The sequence below is a fragment of the Flavobacterium sp. AJR genome (assembly GCF_002156885.1).
GTDB lineage: Bacteria > Bacteroidota > Bacteroidia > Flavobacteriales > Flavobacteriaceae > Flavobacterium.
Map to the genome: position 1 here is coordinate 59,253 of NZ_NCWQ01000003.1, position 19,746 is coordinate 78,998.

Sequence of the window (19,746 nt, forward strand, 5' to 3'; positions counted from 1 at the left end):
ATTATATCGATTTATTTTGGATGGCAGTCTTTGTTTTGTCCTGAAATAAGCATTGCCTAAAAAAATGGAACGCGGATTAAACGGATTCGCTTACGCGAAAACGCGGATAAAAACGGATTTTTTGTATTGCTTTAAAAAATCCGTTTTTATCCGCGTCTTTACTTTAGTAAATCTGTATTATCCGCGTACTTTGTAAGCAGTCTGCCTAATTGTTTTCTTTTTTGTTTAAACGAAATGAAATATAAAGTGTAATCGAAGCAAGAACTATCCAGAACACATCGATAAAGAATATCTGAATTTCATTTTGAGCAAATGTTTTCCAGAACCAATTTCCAGTACAAATTCCGTTTGCAACAGGAATAAGGAATCCTAAAATGCTTCCAGATAATAAGGAGAACTTATTTGTAAATGCATTGTTCTTTTTTAGAATGAAAAAGATGGCTAATAACAACCAGCCTATAAAATAGATACTGTAAATGTTTGATTGACCCAAAGGGTAAAAAACTTTGGTTGCTATAAAAGCTAAAGCTGTAATAGGATACATGCTCAGGCATATTGCTAAATAGATTCGTACAACTCCTTCGTTAAAACGACGTTTCTTCTCGGGCATGTTTTTCCTATCTCTTGCTACAAGCCAAATCATAACGCCCGATATAATTACAAAGCAAGTAATGATACCAAGTACAAAACTTATTATTTTGAGTGCATATCCTCCATAATCACCAAAGTGAATTCTGTATAAAACATTCTTTACCACATCGAGATAGCTTGTTTGGGTAATTGGATCTTTTTTGGCAACGACTTTACCATCGGCAACCTTATAGACTACTTTCCCGATTCCAGTGAATTTTTTATCATATTTCATCTCGCCTTCTACCAAAACATGCATATTGGCATCGCCATAATTTTGGATATAAACACGAGTGATTTCAAAATCATTCCAGTTACTTTTGGCTTTAGCCACCAACTCATCAATGCTAAATGGAGTTGCTAATTTTTTATTGTCAAATTTGTATTCTGGATCTGTATATTCTAAATCTTTATATAATTTATCCTGATCTCCTTTATAAAGTGCCATTACACTTGGGGCAACGATTAATAACTTAATCATGAAGAATGCACCAGTAACTGCATATACAAACTGAAACGGTAGACCTAGCATTCCTAACGATGTGTGTGCATCGGTCCATAACGTTTTTAATTTTTCCTTTGGTCTAAATATATAGAAGTTAGAAACGATTTTATTCCAATGTAATAAAACACCAGTTATAATTGCAAATAGAAAAAATAATGCTACAAATCCCGATAGATAATAGCCTATTGGGTAACGAACTTGTGCAAGGAAATGCAGTCGGTATAAAAACTCACCTAATGAATACGAATCTTCGTAAGTATGAGTTTTGAAGTTTTTGGTATCTAAATAAAAAAATGAGCCTTCTTTTAATTTGGCTGCAGCCAAAGTGTCTTTAGTGCCTTCAAGATATATATTTACTCTTCTTTCGGCACTGTTTTTAGAAATAGATATGTTTCTACCGTGTAAGGTATATTCTTTATCTAAGTTCTTTAACGCTTTATCGTAGTCTAATTGAATTTCCTTTGTAATTGCTACAGATTCACTTCGTTCCCAATTGATGATTTCATCTCTAAAAAACGAAAAAGATCCAGCAAAGAAAATAACAAATAACACGACACTTATTACGATGCCACTTACTGTATGTGTATGGAAATAGATATTATAGTTCCTGTTATTCATAAATTATCCAGTGATAGGGTTATAGGTTTGTCCGAGATATATAATACCGCAAAAAATTAAGGTTAGTAAAAGATAAATACCCCAGATTTTCCAACCGTTTTTTGCTAAAAAAGCAACAACCATTAAAACAACCCAAAGAATGAATCCGCTAAAAGCCATTGTCATGATAACATTAACATGGTTAACCCATGAAGCTAGTGCAAGATGAAAACTTACAGAAACGAAATAACCACCAAGTATTGCAGCGGTTATTTTGGCAAAACGTTGCCATCCGGATTGGGTTAAATATTTAGGGTTTGCAGGCATATTTTTAAGATAAGCAAATGGTTGATTTAGTAATAGTAAAATTCTAATAGTCCAGTGGCAGTAAATAGAATGATGATTCCGATGTTATTAATAACTTTTAAGGGAGTTAATATGATTACCAAACTACCAATAGTCATTAATTGTATAAAAAAGAATAATGTTGCCGAACCCAATGCAGCGGTTAATAACCATAATGAATAGGCTACGAGAAGCAAACATAATCCCGTAATTTTGGTTTGTTTTGGATTTCTCTGCATCCATTTTTGATAACCAAAATTATAAGATAGTACGGCTCTTTTTGATGTGTAGTATAAAGTATAAAAAGAGATAAAAACGAAAAGACTGGCTATTGTTATCATGATTTTATAATTAAAAAAAGCATCTTCCTAAGTAAATTTCAGGAAGATGCTTTTGGTGAGTTTTTAGAATTTATAAGTGAAACTTGCTGCAAAAGTCCTTGGGTCTTTTGGATGAATTGTAGACCAACCATCATAAATTTCTTCGTTTGTGATGTTATTTAATTTTAATGTTACGCTGAATTTCTCCGTAGTATAAAATATAGATGAGTTGATTACTGTGTATTCAGGAATTGTAAATGTTCCTGCAGTAGCTCTGTTCATGATTTTGTTATCTCCAACGTAATTCCCTCCAAAACCTACTCCGAGACCTCTTAAGAATCCCTGAGAAAATTTATAAGTAGCCCAAAGGTTTGCTAAGTTTTGTGGTCCTGCACTTTCTGGTCTAAACCCTACAAAATCAGGATCACCTGCGGTTAAAACAGCATCATTGTAGCTATAGCCTAAAAGAATGTTTAAACCTGTAATTGGGTTAGCAATAAGTTCGGCTTCAAAACCTTTATTACGTTGTCCGCCGTCTTGATGTGAAACTTGATTATTAGGTATTACAGCAGTTGGGTCGGTTGGGTCAACATACGGAGTTTCTATTACATAAACTTTATCTGTAACTTTTATGTCATAGTAGCTAAAAGTGGCGTATAGTTTATCTCTAAAAAGATTTAATTTAGTCCCTACTTCAAATTGATTAGCATGTTCTGGATTGAATGTTAAAGGAGTAACAACACCAGCATTACGATTTTGTCCTGGTGCTACATTAGAAAATCCATCCATATAATTAGCAAAAACAGAAACTTTGTCTATAATTGGCTGGTAAACGATACCAAATTTAGGAGAAAAAGCAGTTTGATTGTAGTTATCATCTTTAGTAGTAACATCACCGCCATTTATAAAACGGTCTGCTCGTAAACTAATCATTGCTGATAAAGCAGGTGTGAAATTAATTACATCAGAGAAATAAGCACTATAAACTTCTTGTCTTGTTTTGTTATCATTTCTTGGAGTATTTGCTATAATTGCATCAGATCCGGCTTTTGTTAAGTCACCAGTATCTCCATTTGTAGGGCGACCAATAACGTTATTGAAAGATTGTAAGTCATCTCCAATATATACTAAACCATTGCCGAACCAACCTGAGTTATGATCTGTGGCAGTTCTGTTAAAATAATCAAAACCTACTACAAGTCTGTTTCTTAATTTTCCAATTTTAAAGTCACCAATAAAGTTTTGTTGAATATCAGTAGAGACATCTCTGGCATCTTGATCAGTAAAAGATCTGGCAAGAACAATTCCTTCTTTGATTGATTCAAAAGCTTTTCTGCTTGTTGATTCATACAAATAAGTATAGTTTCCTATTGATTTCGCTGAACTCGTTGAAAAAACAGTCTGAGATGTCCATTGATTAGAAATTTTATAATTCATTTGACCTTGTAAGTTATACGAAGGCGTTTTCATTGTAAGTTCATTACTTGTATAGGAACGGTTGTTGTCATATTTTAATTCAGCAATGTTATGAACTCTTAATGGACTTGTTCTATCTAAAAATAGCATAGTAGGATTAGTACTTTCATTGGTCATAAACTCAGTGTTTACTAAAAACGACAATCTATCATTTACCTCATATGATAATGAAGGTGCAATAAAAAACGATTCTCTAAATCCAGCATCTTGAAAACTATTTTGTTTGTTATAGGCTGAATTGATTCTAAAGTTTAGTGTTTTTTTGTCATTTAATGGCGTGTTAAGATCTACAGTAGCACGATTTAGACCGTAACTGCCAACGGTATAATTTACTTCACCACCAAAAGTTCTATAAGGTTTCTTTGTAGTTGTGTTGATTAATCCACCGTATGAAATTAAACTGCTTCCGAATAATGTTCCTGAAGGTCCTTTGATTATTTCGATTCTATCAATATTTGCTGGATCCAAGCTTCCGTTTGTTAAACCAGGTAATCCGTTAACCATTGTTGGCTGAACTGCAAATCCTCTCAAAGAATAATAACCAGCTCCGTCTCCCGCACGACCTGTTGAAGCCCACAATTGTGTAATTCCAGAAGCATTTTTTAAGGCGTCATCAAAAGTAGTTATGACTTGTTCTTTTAGAACTTCACCAGTAATAGTTGTATATACTTGCGGATTTTCAAGATTTTTCAGTGGCAATCTTGATACTTGTTGGTTTTCTTTACGAGCGTAATGATTTTTTTTCCTAGTATTGATAAGTACTTCGCTTAGCTCTTCGGAACTAGAACTAATGGTAAAGTTTTCCATTAATTCGTCACCACTGTTAACGGTTATTTTCTTTTCTTTTGTAGTTTGACCTATTACTGATACTTTTATAATATAGGTTCCAGGTTTAATGTTCTTTAGGATATATTTCCCTTCAGCATCTGTTACTGTTCCTACTCTGGTTCCTTTTAAAACTACCGAAACATTGTCGGCTGTATCGTTATTTGTTAAAATAACCTGACCTTTAATAGTAGCTTTTTGTTGTGCCCAAGTCGTGGTACTCAGTAGCATCGCAAAACAGAAACTTAAAAAAGATATTGTAAGTTTGGATTTCATAATTATTTAGAATTGTTTTTGATAGGGCAAATTTAGTTGTTGAATGCAAACAAACCAAATTATTTTTATCTATTCTAAATAAAGCAAAAAACGTACTTTCAATTTATTTCTTCTGCAGTTTTTTAACAAAAAACGATTGTATTTGTTAAAAAGACATAAAAAAACCTGTTCAAATGAATGAACAGGTTTTTTTAAATATAATATTCTTATATGTCTTAATGTGTGTGTTTTGGGTTAAAACCGTCTTCACTAACTTCTGTTGGCGTATAATCTGCAAACATTTCAGTTTCGTAATCGATTTTTTCTCCTTTAGATAATCTTCTAACGATACCTTCCATTATTTGGTAGATTACAGGAACCACAATCAAGGTAAGGAATAAAGACGAAATTAATCCTCCGATAATTACCCAAGCCAAACCGTTTTTCCATTCTGCTCCAGCTCCAGATGCCAATGCAATTGGGAACATACCAAATACCATCGCAATTGTTGTCATTAAGATAGGACGTAAACGTGCGTGATTTGCCTGAATTAATGCCGCTCTGATAGATTCTCCGGCAGCTCTTCGCTGGTTGGTATAATCGACAAGCATGATCGCGTTCTTACACACCAGACCAATTAACATGATAATACCCAGAATCGTAAAGATGTTTAAGGAGTTATTTGTTAATGCTAATGCTAATAAAGCTCCAATAAACGAAAGTGGAATAGCAAATAATACTACAAATGGGTGAACGAAACTGTCATACAAACTCACCATTACAAGGTAAACTAAGATAATAGCGGCTAATAAAGCAATTCCTAAAGTACCAAATCCTTCAGATTGATTCTCCATGTCACCACCCCAAATATAATTTACTCCAGTTGGTTTTTTAAGCTTATCTAATTTTTCCTGCCATATTCCAACAATTGTTCCTGAAGGAACCCCAACGTTTTGTCCTTTTACTGTTACCGAAGCCGATTTGTCTCTACGCTCTAACTGGCTAGGTCCGGAACCTTCTGTAATATCTGCAAATTGAGACAATTTTATTTGTTGTCCAGCTGAGTTAATGAAAATCAGGTTACTTACGTCAGTAATACTTTTTCTGTCGAATGCGTTGTATCTAATATTGATATCGTACTCGTATTCTCCAGCTCTGTATTTACCATCTGTGTTTCCGCTAAAAGCAGTTTGCATGGTTAAACCAACAGTTTGAAGTGTCAATCCTAATGCAGCCATTTTATCACGATCTACCTTAACATTAACCTCAGGGTTTCCGTCTTCAACCGTTAATTTAATCTCAGTTGTTCCAGGAATAGTACGTAATTCTGCTTCAGCTAATTTAGCAAATGCCATAGCACTTTCTGTAGATGGTCCAGTTACGATTAATCCTAATGTAGCATCTTCAGCAGTTCCTAAAATACCAACCGGAACAGTTTTAACTTTTGCTCCAACTAATACTTTCTCTAATTTACGTTTGATTTTTGCAGCATAAACAGATGCATCATCTTTACGGTCTTTTTGTTCGATCATTTTTACATCAATCTCCGCTTTATAAGCAGTAGCTTGTGATGCTCCAAAACCTTCACTGGTTTGTCCTACAGTTGTAATCTGGCTATGAACATATTCTTCATTTTTTAAGAAAGCTTCAGCTCTTTGAGTCATAAAGTTAGTTTGTTCTAGCGAAGCGTCTTTTGGCATTTCGATTTGAACTAAGAACTCACCACTATCTGATGCTGCGAAAAACTCACCACCAATAAAAGGTTTTAAACCAAATATTGACCCAAAGAACAATATCAATACAAGAATAACAGTCTTACCATAGTTATCCAAACACCAAGTTAACAAATGAGAAACCCAATCCGTAAAACGTGTTAGGTAACTTTCGAAACCAAGAATGATTCTTCCAAATAGGTTCTTTCCTTCAATGTGTTCTAATTTTCCATAACGAGATGATAACCATGGAATAATCGTGAAAGATGCTAAAAGTGAGAATAATGTCGAAATAATTACAGTTACACAAAATTGAGTAATGATATTAGATACCAATCCAGAACTCATTGCGATAGGCAAGAACACTACCACGATTACTAATGTGATTGATGTTACGGTTCCACCAATTTCTGCAGTTCCATCATACGAAGCACGGATTCGGCTTTTACCCATTTCCATGTGTCGGTAAATATTTTCTAATACCACAATGGCATCATCCACAAGAATACCTACAACAAGAGATAACCCTAATAAACTCATTAAGTTTAATGTGTATCCCATAAAGTAAATACCAATAAACGTAGCAATTAACGATGCAGGAATCGAAACCATTACAATCAATGAGTTTCTAATACTATGCAAGAAGAACAACATTACAAATGCAACCAGAACTACTGCAATCAATAAATCGTGAACTACAGAATCTGCAGCTTCTAATGTAAAGACAGTACTGTCTTTTGCTACTTCTAGTTTTAACTGATTTGCTTTATAGTCGTTTTCAAGAACAGTAATTGTTTTTAATAATTGCTCACTTACCGCAACCGCATTTGCATCTGATTGTTTTACGATTTGTAAAATAATCGCACTTTTTTGGTCTACACGTGATATTTTCTCAGCTATTTTTTGAGTATCCTGAACATCGGCAATATCACTTAATCGTACTTGAATTCCGTTTTGAGAAGATACTACCAAGTTTCTTAACTCATCAACACTTTTATATTTACCCGCTAAACGAATTAATATTTTTTGATCACGAGTTTGAATGTTTCCTGTAGGGAAATCTAAGTTTGAAGTCAGGATGTTTTGTTGCACCTGAGGAATAGAAAGTCCGTACCCCTGCATTTTTAATGCATCAAGATTTACCTGGATTTCACGTTCAGAACCACCAATAATATTTACCTGAGCCACACCTTGTACACGAGATAATATAGGAGCAACTTTTTTATCAATTAAGTCATAAAATGCTGCTTCGTCCATTTTTCCGTTGGCACCAAGCGTCATAATTGGTAAATCACTCAGCGAGAATTTGGTTAAAGCTGGTGTTTTAACATCATCGGGCAAATCACTAATGATAGCGTTAATTTTACGCTGTGCATCATTCAATGAGAAATCGACTTTTGCGTTTGATGTTAATGTAATCGAAACGATAGATAAACTTTCATACGACTTAGAGTCAATTTTCTTAACATTCTCTAAGGATGCAATCGCATCTTCAATTTTCTTTGTCACCGTATTTTCTACCTCACTAGGAGAAGCTCCTGGATAAACGGTAGATATAGTAATAACGTTTTGTTCAAATTTAGGGATCAGCTCATAACCTAACTGGCTGTAGCTGAACAATCCACCAAGGGTTAGAATTGTAAACAATACAATTACTAACGACGGACGTTTTATGGATATTTCGGCTAATTTCATATATTTTTTTTTATGCCTTAGGCTGTAAGCTGTAGGCTTTTCGCTTTTAAAAATTGCGCTTAAAGCCTATTGCTTACGGCTTATAGCCTACAATTATTTAATAATTTCTACAGTATTACCGTCTTGTAAGTTAATTTGACCTGTAGTAATTACAGTTTCCCCATCAGACAATCCATTAATGATTTCTACTTGATCTCCTAAAATTCTTCCAGCAGTTACTTTTTTTAGTTTTGCAATTCCGTTTTGAACTACAAATATTTCATTACTACTTACACTTCCTACGAAAGCATTTCTAGGTACAACCATCAAGTTTTGTTTTTGTTGGCTTGATGCAAAATGTGCAGTTCCGTACATACCAGCTTTTAGGTCGTTGTTTGGGTTATTTGTGATTTCAATCTCCACAGGGAAGTTTAAAGATTCGTCAGCTTTTGCAGCAATAAAAGTGATTTTTCCAGTAAAAGTTTTATCAGGATAAACACTAGCAGTTACGTTAATTGTGTTTCCTAGTTTTAAGCTTGCAACTTGGTTTTCATTTACAGTTACAACTAGTTTTAGTTTAGAAACATTTACAATATCAAACAAAGCAGTTGCTGGCATTCCAGCTAAGATTGATCCTGGCTCGATATATTTTTTATTAATAAACCCGCTTATTGGTGCTTTTACTTTAGTATCTCCAACATTTATGTTTGCTTGTTTTAGGTTAGCTTCAGCGTTAGTCAATGCTAATCTTGCCTGATCTAATTGTTGTTTAGTAACACCATCAGTTTTAAAAGCATTTTCGTATCTAATGTAATCAGATTTTGCATTTTGGTATGCAGCCTGAGCAGCCTGAGCATTTACATTAATAACATCACCTCTTACTGTTAATAGTGTTTGACCAACTTTTACATAATCACCTTCTTTAGCTAAAACACTAATTACTTTTCCTGATTTTTCTGCAGAGAAAGTCAATTCCTGAATCGGTTGAAAGTTTCCGTTTGCAACGAAATCTAATGAAACCTCTTGTGTTTTTACAGAAGAAACTTTAACTGAAACCGCAGCATTTTTTTCTGCAACAATATCTGTTTTGGCTTTATTCTCAGTCTCGTTCTTCGTTAATATGAAACCAATTAGTGCTAATGCACCAATTATGACTACTATTGTTATTATTATTTTTTTCATTTGTTTTTAGTTATTTATAAGTGATTTTAGTTGGCCTTTTGATTTGATTACTTGAATTTCTGCTATTTTATATCCTAGTATTGCCGAAGAGTAATTGTTTTCTGCTTCGATATACGCATTTTCAACATCTAATAAATCGTTTAGTGAAGCCAAACCTTGTAGATAATTGTTTTTGGTATTTTGCAATACTTGTTGAGCAAGCTCTCTGTTTTCCTTTTGGTTTTTAATCGTTACAAGACTGTTTTCCATTTGGATCGTTGCATTGCTGTAAGCAATATCAAGCGAAAGTTTTGTGTCTTTTATGTCTTCTTGTAAAGAGCGTATAGCAACATCAGCCTGACGAACTTTGGCGCGTGTACCAAAACCAGTAAAGATTGGCACTCTTAAGTTTAAACCAATAGCCGAGAAATCTGACCAGTAAACACCAGAAGATGGTTTATTAAACCAAGGCACTTCTGGACCCTGACCGATATAATTGTATCCAGCACTTAAAGAAAGAGTTGGGTAAAACTCCGCCTGAACTGCTTTCTTTTGGAAAACCAATAATTGTTCTTGTTTTTTCAAAAGTAAATATTGACTTAAATTCTCAACATTTGGTGCTTCAGATAATGGTTGAAGCGTGATTTCAAATTCAGTATTAGGAATTACAATTTGAGTTTCTACAGGCATTCCCATGTAAAATTTTAATGCGTTTTCCTGCAATGCTACTCTATTAATAACTTGTTGGCGTTGCGTACTAATGTTTGATAGTTTTACAAGAACTCGATTAAGGTCAATTTTTTTAGCTAAACCATTGTCAAATTGTCCTTGAATAATGTTTTTTACCTTCTCTGTATTTACATAATTACTATCTAAAACGGTTAAGTTTAAACGTTGTACATATACTTCGTAGTAATTATTTGCAACCTTTTCGATTACATCCTCTTCCGTTAGTTGCTCATTGATTTGATAAAATTCGCGAGTGCTTTTTGCAGCTCTTAAACCTGTAAATACAGCTTGATCAAATATGTTTTGAGTTAAAGAAATTCCAGCAGTCGAAGTCCATTTTTGACCAAAAGCCGCTTGAATAGAAGTCCCTGGCTGCCCAAAACCGGCACCATCAATAACTGTAGTTTGTATTACAGGATTGTAAGTTAAATTTCCGTTAGCCGAAATTTGAGGCAATGCTCTAGATCTTACTTCTTGTATTTTGTATTCACTATTTTCTACCTGTAATTTAGCTTTTTTTGCATCGGCTTTATTTTGTAGCGCATAAGAAATAGCATCTTTTAAGGTCAAGGTCTGTCCGCCTTGCTTAGCCAGATTGCTATTGTTTTTGTCTTGCGCATTTGCGGTTATTGCAAAAGCCAAGACGAAGAGAATCATTATTCTTTTCATGGATTATAGATTATGGATTGATGATTAGTGGGTTACTCTTTGTAATTGTTTTTCTAACTCTATAATTCCTGCGAGAGTAGCCATGGCTCTCGTGTGGTATTCTAAAGCTTGTAATTCTGCAAGCTGGGCTTCTTTCTCAGAACTAGTAGTTTCGTTTATATGAAAAATTAAAGTGTAATAAAACTTTACATAAATGTCTACGTTAATATCCTCTCGATATAATTTTTGTTCTATCCCCTTAGTGATATTATCTCTAAAATATTGACTGCACTGGTCTATCTCATGTCTCATCAAGTTGGTGTAGATTTCGGGATAGTGTTTCTTTAGTTGATATATAGGAGAAGTATCAATAGAAGACTGAAACATGTTTTTAAACATTTCTCGTATTTCAAAATTCTCCTGAATGGCATTATGATTTTTAACAACAATAGAATCTATGATTTCATGAACTTTCTGGTGAACAGACGAAGTACTTTCTTTAATCAATACCTCCTTATTGCAAAAATATTTATAAATTGTTTTTTTAGAAATACACATTTCGCCTGCGATATCATCCATAGTGACACTTTTAAAACCTAATTTTAAGAATAAGTCACTCGCTTTTGATATAATTTTATCTCTCATTTTGTTTCTTCTAATCTGTAATTTTTAAAAACTTCTATTTTGATGTAAGTCTTAGATGGTAAATTCTAAATTGGCTACAAGTTTAATGTCCTGTCCAGTTGCTAAGCCGCTACTTTGATTGAATGAATTATAAGCTAATCCAAAATCTTTACGGTTTATGTCGCCAGTAAGTTCAAAAGAAACTTTTTTGTTGCCATCGTAATAGTCAGTTTCCACTAGTTCTACATCAAGCTCTACTGTTTTTGTAACATCTTTTATTGTTAAATCACCTTTAAGAAAATTGATGTTTTTGTTTACTTTCTGAAAAGAAGTCGATTTAAAACTTATTGTAGGGTACTTATTTACATCAAAAAAATCATTAAGTTTTAAGTACGTATTTATTTGCTCTAGTTTAGCTTCCCTATTATTTACATCCAAAGAAAATTCTATAGTTGCATCTTCTATCTCATCATTCTTCAGGTCTACATGACCTTGAAACTGATTAATAGAACCGCCTAAGTAAGCCAGAATTGAATGTCTCATTTTGATTAAAACATCAGATTGGCTAGAATCAATTGTCCAGTGTGTTCTCATAATGTTAAATATTGTTTTATTAATAATTAGTATCTAACAGGATTACGCGGAAATTGATCATTGTAATTATTGTTAAATTTCGATGCAAATGTATATTGGAAACTCTAAACACCAAAATAGTTTCCAAAGTATTTTTGATTATTTAACATTTCATTAAGAAATGGAGTTTGCATTGCAGGCTTAATGCCGTAAATTAGCCGAAAATTACTTTTATGCATGCCATATATCAATACCAGGAATTCTTTGTCGATTATCTGGAGAAACAAACCATAAGCAAAGAGCCTAAAAACCTATACGAGCCAATTGAATATATTGTTAGTCTTGGAGGAAAAAGAATGCGTCCAGTATTGACTTTAATGACTGCCGAAGTTTTTGATGTTTCTTACAATGAAGCACTTCCGGCTGCTATGGCAGTTGAGATTTTTCACAATTTTTCATTAGTACATGATGATATCATGGATGATGCTCCTTTACGAAGAGGGCAAGAAACTGTTCATGAAAAATGGGATCTTAATACGGGAATCCTTTCTGGAGATGCTATGCTTATTTTGGCATATCAGTACTTTGAAAGATATGAACCAAATACTTTTAGAGAACTAGCGAAGCTTTTTAGTAAAACAGCTTTAGAAGTTTGCGAAGGGCAACAATGGGATGTTGATTTTGAACAAAGAAACGACGTTACAATTCCTGAGTATCTAAAAATGATCGAGTATAAAACAGCAGTTTTGGTTGCAGCAGCTATGAAAATGGGAGCAATTGTAGCAAAAACTTCTGATGAAAATGCTAATTTAATATATGACTTCGGATTACAATTAGGGTTGGCTTTCCAGTTACAAGATGATTATTTAGATGCATTTGGAGATCCGGAAACTTTTGGAAAACAAGTTGGTGGAGATATTATCGAAAACAAGAAAACCTATTTATATCTAAAAGCATTGGCTCATTCAGATGATGAAAAAGCAAAACAGCTAAAAGATTTATTTACTACACAACCTGAAGATAGTACAGATAAAATCGAAATAGTAAAGAATATCTTTAACAATTCTGGTGCTTCAAAAGAGACTCAGGATGCAATCGAAATGTACACACTCGAAGCTTTTAAAACATTAGATAAAATGGATATTAGCGACGAAAAAAAATTGTCATTACGCACTTTTGGCGAAAACTTAATGGGAAGAAAGGTTTAGTATTCTGTAATCAGTTGCAGTGTGCAGTAACCAGTTTTAGTTTTTAGTAATCAGGTTTTTTATTTTAATTCAGATTCTGGTTTAGATTTTTGAATTTTTCAATCATTAAATCTTTCAATTCTGAAATCACTAATCATAAATCAACAATCCTAAATCAAATGTTTGTAGCCCCACAAAATGCAGATTTACTACTTCAGGAAGCGGAGAAAGAAGCTTTGTATCTTAATTTAATCGAACAAATTAATAAAGACTTCAATTTAGCAAATGAAGGAATTGATTTTCCTCTGAGTATTTCTCCAGATGAACTTAAAATACAGCTGCACGAAAAAATATACCGAATGATTCAGTATAAGTTTGCCGAGTATTTAAACCTACTTTATATAATTGATGTTTCTGAAGCTGAAATAAAAAAACTAGATGGGTCAGATTTAGTAATTCTTGCCGAACAAGTTTCTTTTCTAATCTTAAAAAGAGAATGGCAGAAAGTCTGGTTTAGAAATTTTTATAAATAGATTTCTAGCTATAACAAGTTTGATTTCTTGTATAGTAAAAGATAAAAAAAAGAGCGTAATCAAATTATGATTACGCTCTTTTTTTATATTGAGATGAATTTATTTTACCGCTATTTTAACTGATTTTGCACCTTCAGACGTTTTTACTTTTGCAATATAGATGCCTGAATCTAATGCAAAAGAAGTATTGGTTTCTGTTTTTAATGATTTAATCAAAGCGCCTGTTATACTATAAATGTCAACTTTTGTACTTGATGTTACATTGGATATAAAAACTTCTTTTCCGTCAGAATAAATATTTGTAGATGAGTTTGCTTCAAAATCATTTATTCCAAGAGAGCTCATTAATTGTGTTGTACCAGTTGTACCAGTAATTTCAATTTTGTAGATATTAACACCCGTGCCTGTACCAGTATAAATGTAAATATTTCCACTTGTCTGAGTGTACTGAGCTTCGAATATTGAAGGAGTTGTTGAGTTGGCTGAACTTGCGCTGCCTATTTCAGTAGTACCATCAGTAACCTTAATAGTACGGCCACCACCACCACCGCTCGCAAACCATATTTTTATAGTTCCTGCACCAGTAGTTGCAAAATACAAATAACGTTCTGTTGGTCGATTATTAGAAAAAACCGATGCCTGACCCATTCTAAAGTAACGTAAACCGCTAAATCCATCTGTAAAAGTCAAATTCGAAGGAATAATTCCGCCTATTGGTGTTGCTGTAATAGTGACTCCTGGATATATTCCTAAATTATCCTTGATCGTGTTTGTCGTATAGCCTGCTGTGCTAGTTGGCCAAATTGGCGTGACATTAGCAAAATCCCAAACTTTTTGGGCGTTAACATAAGTTACTGAGTATAATGCAGTAACCATTAAAAAGAGTAATTTTTTTTTCATAATAAGAAATGTTGCGTTAAAAATGTTTTTGTGTAAATAATCGTTTTTTATACAATCATTATGCACAAACATAAATTTTAATCCTAATTTGCCCTTTCAGATTTACATTTTTTACTTTCGATTTTGAGTATTTAGTAAAAAAGAATAAAAGGTATTTTGCAACGCATGAAAAAGTGAATTTGCTGCCATTGTGTAAACAATGCAGTAATATTTATTAAGGTTTAAAAAGGGTAAAGGGAAGGTTCAAAGGAACAAAGGAACAAAGGTTCAAAGCGACAAAGGTTCAAAAGGGGAAAAGTAACGAAGAAACAAAGTTTGTTATTCCTTTCGTTTTTTTATTCTATCCTATTTTAATCGTGTACGTATCGTGATAATGAATTGCGCTCCATTGGATGGAACCGTTGGCAATGCTTATAACATGTTGTTTATGTTTGTAATCTGTGTCGAGTTCTTAAATTTTATCATATTTAAATCATAGCCCACGGTTTTAACCGTGTGGTACGTATCGTGATAATGAATTGAACTCCAACGGTTGAAACCGTTGGCAATGCTTATAACATGTTGTTTATGTTTGTAATCTGTGTCGAATTCTTAAATTCTTATTCTATCATATTTAAATCATAGCCCACGGTTTTAACCGTGTGGTATGTATCGTGATAATGAATTGCGCTCCATTGGATGAAACCGTTGCAATGCTTATAACATGTTGTTTATGTTTGTAATCTGTGTCGAATTCTTAAATTCTATTATTCTATCATATTTAAATCATAGCCCACGGTGGTATGTATCGTGATAATGAATTGTGCTCCATTGGTTGAAACCGTTGGCAATGCTTATATCATGTTGTTTATGTTTGTAATCTGTGTCGAATTCTTAAATTCTATTATTCTATCATATTTGAATCATAGCCCACGGTTTTAACCGTGTGGTACTTTATAAATTTCGAAAGAAAGTTCCTTGCAGTCTTGAATAAAACCTTTGAGTCTTTGCAAATCAAAACCTTTGCACCTTCTTCTAAAAGTAAACTCTCACAAATGGCATAAAAGCTTCTCCGTAAATGCTCTTGTTGTCGTCATGCAATACATCATAACGTATTCCTATGGTAACGTTTCCGGTTCGATAACCAGCACCAAGAAATAGGGCAGTGTTCCAGAAGTTATCACTAAAACTTGGCCCGCCAATATATTTATAATCAGTATTTACATTAATCTGCTCTAGTTCTGCCGAAAGTTGTATTTCGGGAATTGGATTTATTAATCCGATAAGGCTTCCACCATAAAGAAAAGAAGAATATTCATTTTTAGAAGCTACATAACCAAATTGTAGACCTACACCAACTGATACAATCGGGTTAACATTGTAAATCATACTCGGTAATAACGAAATGTCGGTATATCCAGATCCAAAACTTAATCCGACTCCACCTCCAAATTGTACATTGCTCCAAAAATCATTTTGCTTTTGCGGAATATAATATTTCTGCTGCGCCATCATGCCACTTGAAAATATTAGGGCCAAAATCATAAAAAATGATTTGAAAACGATTGAAAAATGATTTTTCTTCATAGTTAAGCGGATTTTAACAAATTTTTACGTAAAAGTACGTAAAAAAAAGTTTTAAATAAATTCGATTATTGTACTTTTGCCATTCTATTTAACAAAAAGTATATTCACAAATATTATGGATAGGTTTTCATTTTTAAATGCTGCGCATACAGAGTATTTCGCACAATTGTACGACCAATATACACAAAACCCAGATAGCGTAGAGCCAAGCTGGAGAAGTTTTTTCCAAGGTTTCGATTTTGGAATGACAACTTACAACGACGAGGCACCAGTTCAGCAAATTGTTGAATTCGCAGCTAACAACACCGATTGTAGTTTGGTATCTGAAAAATTACAAAAAGAATTCAACGTATTAAAATTGATTGACGGATACCGTTCTCGTGGTCATTTGTTTACTAAAACAAACCCAGTAAGAGATCGTAGAACATCATCACCAACTTTAGACATCGAAAATTTTGGACTTACATCAGCAGATCTTTCGACTGTTTTTGATGCTGCCAAAGTAATTGGTGTTCCACCTTGCTCATTGCAAGATATTGTGAAACGTCTTCAGGCAATTTATTGTCAGCATATTGGGGTAGAGTATATGTATATTCGTAACCCAAATGTTGTAAAATGGATTCAGGACAAACTTGGAGTAAATGACAACCAGCCTAATTTCTCTACAGATGAGAAAAAGGTAATCTTAAATAAATTAAACCAAGCAGTTTCTTTCGAGAACTTCTTGCATACCAAATATGTTGGACAAAAAAGATTCTCACTAGAAGGAGGAGAATCAATCATCCCGGCTCTAGATGCTTTGATCGAAAAAGCAGCCGAAAAAGGTGTAGAGCAATTTGTAATGGGTATGGCTCACCGTGGACGTCTTAATGTTTTGGCAAATATCTTTGGCAAATCAACACAAGACATCTTCGGAGAATTTGATGGTAAAGATTACGATCAAGAATACTTTGATGGTGACGTAAAATACCACTTAGGACTTACTGCCGATAAAAAAACAAGAACTGGAAAAAATATCAATATCAACCTAGCGCCAAATCCATCTCACTTAGAGACTGTTGGAGCAGTTATTGAAGGAATTACCAGAGCAAAACAAGATAAATATTACGCTGACGATTTCTCAAAAGTATTACCTATTGCCGTTCACGGTGATGCTGCAATTGCAGGACAAGGTATCTTGTACGAGATTATACAAATGGCACAATTAGACGGTTACAAAACCGGGGGAACAATACATATCGTAATTAACAACCAAGTTGGTTTTACAACAAATTACCTTGATGCACGTTCATCTACTTATTGTACAGATGTTGCCAAAGTTACACTTTCGCCAGTATTACACGTAAATGCAGACGATGCAGAAGCTGTAGTTCATGCCGTTTCATTTGCATTAGATTACAGAATGGAATTTGGTCGTGATGTATTTATCGATTTATTAGGATACAGAAAATACGGTCATAACGAAGGTGACGAACCTCGTTTTACACAACCAGTTTTATATAAAATCATTGCTAAGCATGAAAATCCAAGAGATATTTATGCGCAAAAATTATTGTCAGAAGGTATTATCGATGCTACTTATGTAAATGGGTTAGAGAAAGAATACAAATCGACAATGGAGGTAAACCTTGAAGCATCTCGTAAAAAAGATTTGACAATCATTACACCATTTATGCAAAATGAATGGAAAGGATTTGAGCAAGTTACAGATGTTGTGATGTTGAATAAATTTGATACCTCTTTTGCTAAGGCAGGATTAGATTCTATCATAAAAACAATCTCAACTTTACCATCAGATAAAAAGTTCATCAACAAGATAACTAAAATTGTTACTGATAGAAAAACAGGTTACGACAACAATACTATCGATTGGGGAACAGCAGAAGCATTAGCTTATGGTTCACTTTTAACAGAAGGTTTTGATGTTCGTATTTCTGGGCAAGACGTAGAGCGTGGTACATTCTCACACCGTCACGCAGTAGTAAAAGTAGAAGATTCAGAAGAAGAAGTAATTCTATTGAATGCTATCGAAAACAAAAAAGGAAAATTCGGAGTTTTCAATTCCCTATTATCAGAATACGGAGTTTTAGGATTTGATTACGGATATGCTTTGGCTAATCCTAATGCATTGACTATTTGGGAAGCACAATTTGGAGATTTCTCAAATGGAGCACAAATCATGATTGACCAATATATCTCTTGTGGAGAAGATAAATGGAACAACCAAAATGGTATCGTTTTATTATTACCACACGGATACGAAGGACAAGGAGCAGAGCACTCTTCAGCAAGAATGGAGCGTTACCTACAACTTTGTGCAAGACAAAACATGTATGTTGCCGATTGTACAACGCCAGCCAACTTCTTCCACTTATTGAGAAGACAAATGAAAACAACATTCCGTAAACCTTTGGTAGTTTTCTCTCCAAAAAGTTTATTGCGTGACCCAAGATGTGTATCGACTGTTGAAGATCTAGCAAGCGGAAGTTTCCAAGAAACAATAGATGATACTACAGTAAACAAAAAAGAAGTAAAAACATTAGTTTTTGTTACAGGTAAATTCTACTATGATATAGTTGCCGAAAGAGAAAATAACGGACGTAATGATGTTGCAGTAGTAAGAATCGAACAATTGTTCCCGTTCCCGGTAGAGCAAATAAAAGCGATTATTGCACAATATCCTAACGCCGATGATTATGTTTGGGCACAAGAAGAGCCTAAAAACATGGGAGCTTATAGCTTTATGTTAATGAACTTTGACCTTGTAAAATGGAGATTAGCATCATTAAAAGCATACGCTGCACCAGCATCAGGAAGTTACACACGAGCAAAACGTCGTCATGCAGATGCAATCAGAATGGTTTTCGATAAAAATCTATTCAGATAATAAGGAGTAAACTTTATGAAAAAAATATTTCTGTTTGTAGTTCTTTTATTTTCGGTAGTTAATTATTCACAAGAGCTTAAAAAACCAAGTGAGGGAAAAGCTTTGGTTTATTTCGTAAGATCATCTTCTGTTGGGTTTTTAATTAATTTTAAATATTTTGACGGAGATAAGTTTTTGGGTAAGTTTAATCATGGAAGTTATTTAATATATGAGTGTGATCCAGGAAAGCATGTATTTTGGGCAAGGTCAGAAAATACAAGTTTTATTGAAGCAGAACTTGAATCAGGTAAAGTATATATAGTTGATTCAGAACCGAAAATGGGGGCAATTAAAGCAGCTGTCAGACTGGTTCCTTTTGATACAAATCCGGAGCATTATAAAACTCCTAAGAAATTTGAAAGAAAGAAAAAAAATATACTTGAATCGATACTGAAAAATAAAGAATATACTATCAGTAATGAAGATTTGGAAGAGGCCAAAAAAGAGTATGAAAGTATAATTAAGAAATCGACAGAAAAATACAATAAGTTAAAAGTAAAAGGGGAAGAGTTTGTTCAAGTGCTTCCAGAAATGTACTACAATAATTAGTTAATATATAA

The 19,746-nt window shown here is 33.6% G+C and carries 15 protein-coding genes; 4 read left to right on the plus strand and 11 right to left on the minus strand.

What is annotated here, in order from left to right; translation table 11 throughout:
- Positions 1-205: 205 nt before the first annotated feature.
- The 9 genes from B8T70_RS01470 to B8T70_RS01510 all read right to left on the minus strand — a co-directional run bounded on the left by B8T70_RS01470 (position 206) and on the right by B8T70_RS01510 (position 12,095).
- The gene (locus B8T70_RS01470) at positions 206-1,753 is read right to left on the minus strand and encodes a PepSY domain-containing protein (RefSeq protein ID WP_086893659.1); all 1,548 of its coding nucleotides are present in this window, start codon (positions 1,751-1,753) and stop codon (positions 206-208) included.
- A 3-nt stretch (positions 1,754-1,756) separates the two neighbouring features.
- A complete protein-coding gene (locus tag B8T70_RS01475) occupies positions 1,757-2,059 on the minus strand; it encodes a hypothetical protein (protein ID WP_086893660.1) in 303 nt (100 codons plus the stop codon).
- A 26-nt stretch (positions 2,060-2,085) separates the two neighbouring features.
- A complete protein-coding gene (locus B8T70_RS01480; protein ID WP_086893661.1) occupies positions 2,086-2,418 on the minus strand; it encodes a hypothetical protein in 333 nt (110 codons plus the stop codon).
- 63 nt (positions 2,419-2,481) lie between these two features.
- Complete coding sequence (locus tag B8T70_RS01485; protein ID WP_086893662.1) at positions 2,482-4,974, minus strand: TonB-dependent receptor; 2,493 nt, start codon at positions 4,972-4,974, stop codon at positions 2,482-2,484.
- A 215-nt stretch (positions 4,975-5,189) separates the two neighbouring features.
- On the minus strand, positions 5,190-8,360 hold the full coding sequence (locus B8T70_RS01490; protein ID WP_039113684.1) for an efflux RND transporter permease subunit: 3,171 nt from the start codon (positions 8,358-8,360) through the stop codon (positions 5,190-5,192).
- Between the two features lie 93 nt (positions 8,361-8,453).
- Entirely contained in the window at positions 8,454-9,521 is a 1,068-nt protein-coding gene (locus B8T70_RS01495; protein ID WP_039113686.1) for an efflux RND transporter periplasmic adaptor subunit, read from the minus strand.
- 6 nt (positions 9,522-9,527) lie between these two features.
- Positions 9,528-10,898: a TolC family protein gene (locus B8T70_RS01500; protein WP_039113687.1), complete on the minus strand. Its 1,371-nt coding sequence runs from the start codon at positions 10,896-10,898 to the stop codon at positions 9,528-9,530.
- A gap of 24 nt (positions 10,899-10,922) precedes the next feature.
- Complete coding sequence (locus tag B8T70_RS01505) at positions 10,923-11,522, minus strand: TetR/AcrR family transcriptional regulator (protein ID WP_039113688.1); 600 nt, start codon at positions 11,520-11,522, stop codon at positions 10,923-10,925.
- 51 nt (positions 11,523-11,573) lie between these two features.
- Positions 11,574-12,095 carry a YceI family protein gene (locus B8T70_RS01510; RefSeq protein WP_039117030.1) on the minus strand — a complete coding sequence of 174 codons (522 nt, stop codon included), beginning with the start codon at positions 12,093-12,095 and terminating at the stop codon, positions 11,574-11,576.
- Between the two features lie 212 nt (positions 12,096-12,307).
- Here B8T70_RS01510 and B8T70_RS01515 point away from each other — a divergent pair, with 212 nt between their 5' ends.
- Positions 12,308-13,282 carry a polyprenyl synthetase family protein gene (locus B8T70_RS01515; protein ID WP_086893663.1) on the plus strand — a complete coding sequence of 325 codons (975 nt, stop codon included), beginning with the start codon at positions 12,308-12,310 and terminating at the stop codon, positions 13,280-13,282.
- A 158-nt stretch (positions 13,283-13,440) separates the two neighbouring features.
- Entirely contained in the window at positions 13,441-13,794 is a 354-nt protein-coding gene (locus tag B8T70_RS01520; RefSeq protein ID WP_039113850.1) for a hypothetical protein, read from the plus strand.
- A gap of 99 nt (positions 13,795-13,893) precedes the next feature.
- On the opposite strand, the gene B8T70_RS01525 is transcribed toward B8T70_RS01520, so the two are convergent.
- Both B8T70_RS01525 and B8T70_RS01530 read right to left on the minus strand, forming a co-directional pair.
- Complete coding sequence (locus B8T70_RS01525; RefSeq protein ID WP_165763177.1) at positions 13,894-14,694, minus strand: T9SS type A sorting domain-containing protein; 801 nt, start codon at positions 14,692-14,694, stop codon at positions 13,894-13,896.
- A 1,014-nt stretch (positions 14,695-15,708) separates the two neighbouring features.
- Positions 15,709-16,260 carry a hypothetical protein gene (locus B8T70_RS01530; RefSeq protein WP_039113694.1) on the minus strand — a complete coding sequence of 184 codons (552 nt, stop codon included), beginning with the start codon at positions 16,258-16,260 and terminating at the stop codon, positions 15,709-15,711.
- Between the two features lie 115 nt (positions 16,261-16,375).
- Here B8T70_RS01530 and B8T70_RS01535 point away from each other — a divergent pair, with 115 nt between their 5' ends.
- Both B8T70_RS01535 and B8T70_RS01540 read left to right on the plus strand, forming a co-directional pair.
- On the plus strand, positions 16,376-19,147 hold the full coding sequence (locus B8T70_RS01535; protein ID WP_086893665.1) for a 2-oxoglutarate dehydrogenase E1 component: 2,772 nt from the start codon (positions 16,376-16,378) through the stop codon (positions 19,145-19,147).
- Positions 19,148-19,162: 15 nt separating this feature from the next.
- Complete coding sequence (locus tag B8T70_RS01540) at positions 19,163-19,735, plus strand: hypothetical protein (RefSeq protein WP_052249924.1); 573 nt, start codon at positions 19,163-19,165, stop codon at positions 19,733-19,735.
- Positions 19,736-19,746 lie beyond the last annotated feature (11 nt).

Coding starts and splice junctions, on each gene's coding strand:
- B8T70_RS01500 (WP_039113687.1), bottom strand. CDS start 10,898: ATGAAAAGAATAATGATTCTCTTCGTCTTGGCTTTTGCAATAACCGCA.
- B8T70_RS01505 (WP_039113688.1), bottom strand. CDS start 11,522: ATGAGAGATAAAATTATATCAAAAGCGAGTGACTTATTCTTAAAATTA.
- B8T70_RS01485 (WP_086893662.1), bottom strand. CDS start 4,974: ATGAAATCCAAACTTACAATATCTTTTTTAAGTTTCTGTTTTGCGATG.
- B8T70_RS01540 (WP_052249924.1), top strand. CDS start 19,163: ATGAAAAAAATATTTCTGTTTGTAGTTCTTTTATTTTCGGTAGTTAAT.
- B8T70_RS01475 (WP_086893660.1), bottom strand. CDS start 2,059: ATGCCTGCAAACCCTAAATATTTAACCCAATCCGGATGGCAACGTTTT.
- B8T70_RS01525 (WP_165763177.1), bottom strand. CDS start 14,694: ATGAAAAAAAAATTACTCTTTTTAATGGTTACTGCATTATACTCAGTA.
- B8T70_RS01515 (WP_086893663.1), top strand. CDS start 12,308: ATGCATGCCATATATCAATACCAGGAATTCTTTGTCGATTATCTGGAG.
- B8T70_RS01510 (WP_039117030.1), bottom strand. CDS start 12,095: ATGAGAACACACTGGACAATTGATTCTAGCCAATCTGATGTTTTAATC.
- B8T70_RS01480 (WP_086893661.1), bottom strand. CDS start 2,418: ATGATAACAATAGCCAGTCTTTTCGTTTTTATCTCTTTTTATACTTTA.
- B8T70_RS01530 (WP_039113694.1), bottom strand. CDS start 16,260: ATGAAGAAAAATCATTTTTCAATCGTTTTCAAATCATTTTTTATGATT.
- B8T70_RS01470 (WP_086893659.1), bottom strand. CDS start 1,753: ATGAATAACAGGAACTATAATATCTATTTCCATACACATACAGTAAGT.
- B8T70_RS01495 (WP_039113686.1), bottom strand. CDS start 9,521: ATGAAAAAAATAATAATAACAATAGTAGTCATAATTGGTGCATTAGCA.
- B8T70_RS01490 (WP_039113684.1), bottom strand. CDS start 8,360: ATGAAATTAGCCGAAATATCCATAAAACGTCCGTCGTTAGTAATTGTA.
- B8T70_RS01535 (WP_086893665.1), top strand. CDS start 16,376: ATGGATAGGTTTTCATTTTTAAATGCTGCGCATACAGAGTATTTCGCA.
- B8T70_RS01520 (WP_039113850.1), top strand. CDS start 13,441: ATGTTTGTAGCCCCACAAAATGCAGATTTACTACTTCAGGAAGCGGAG.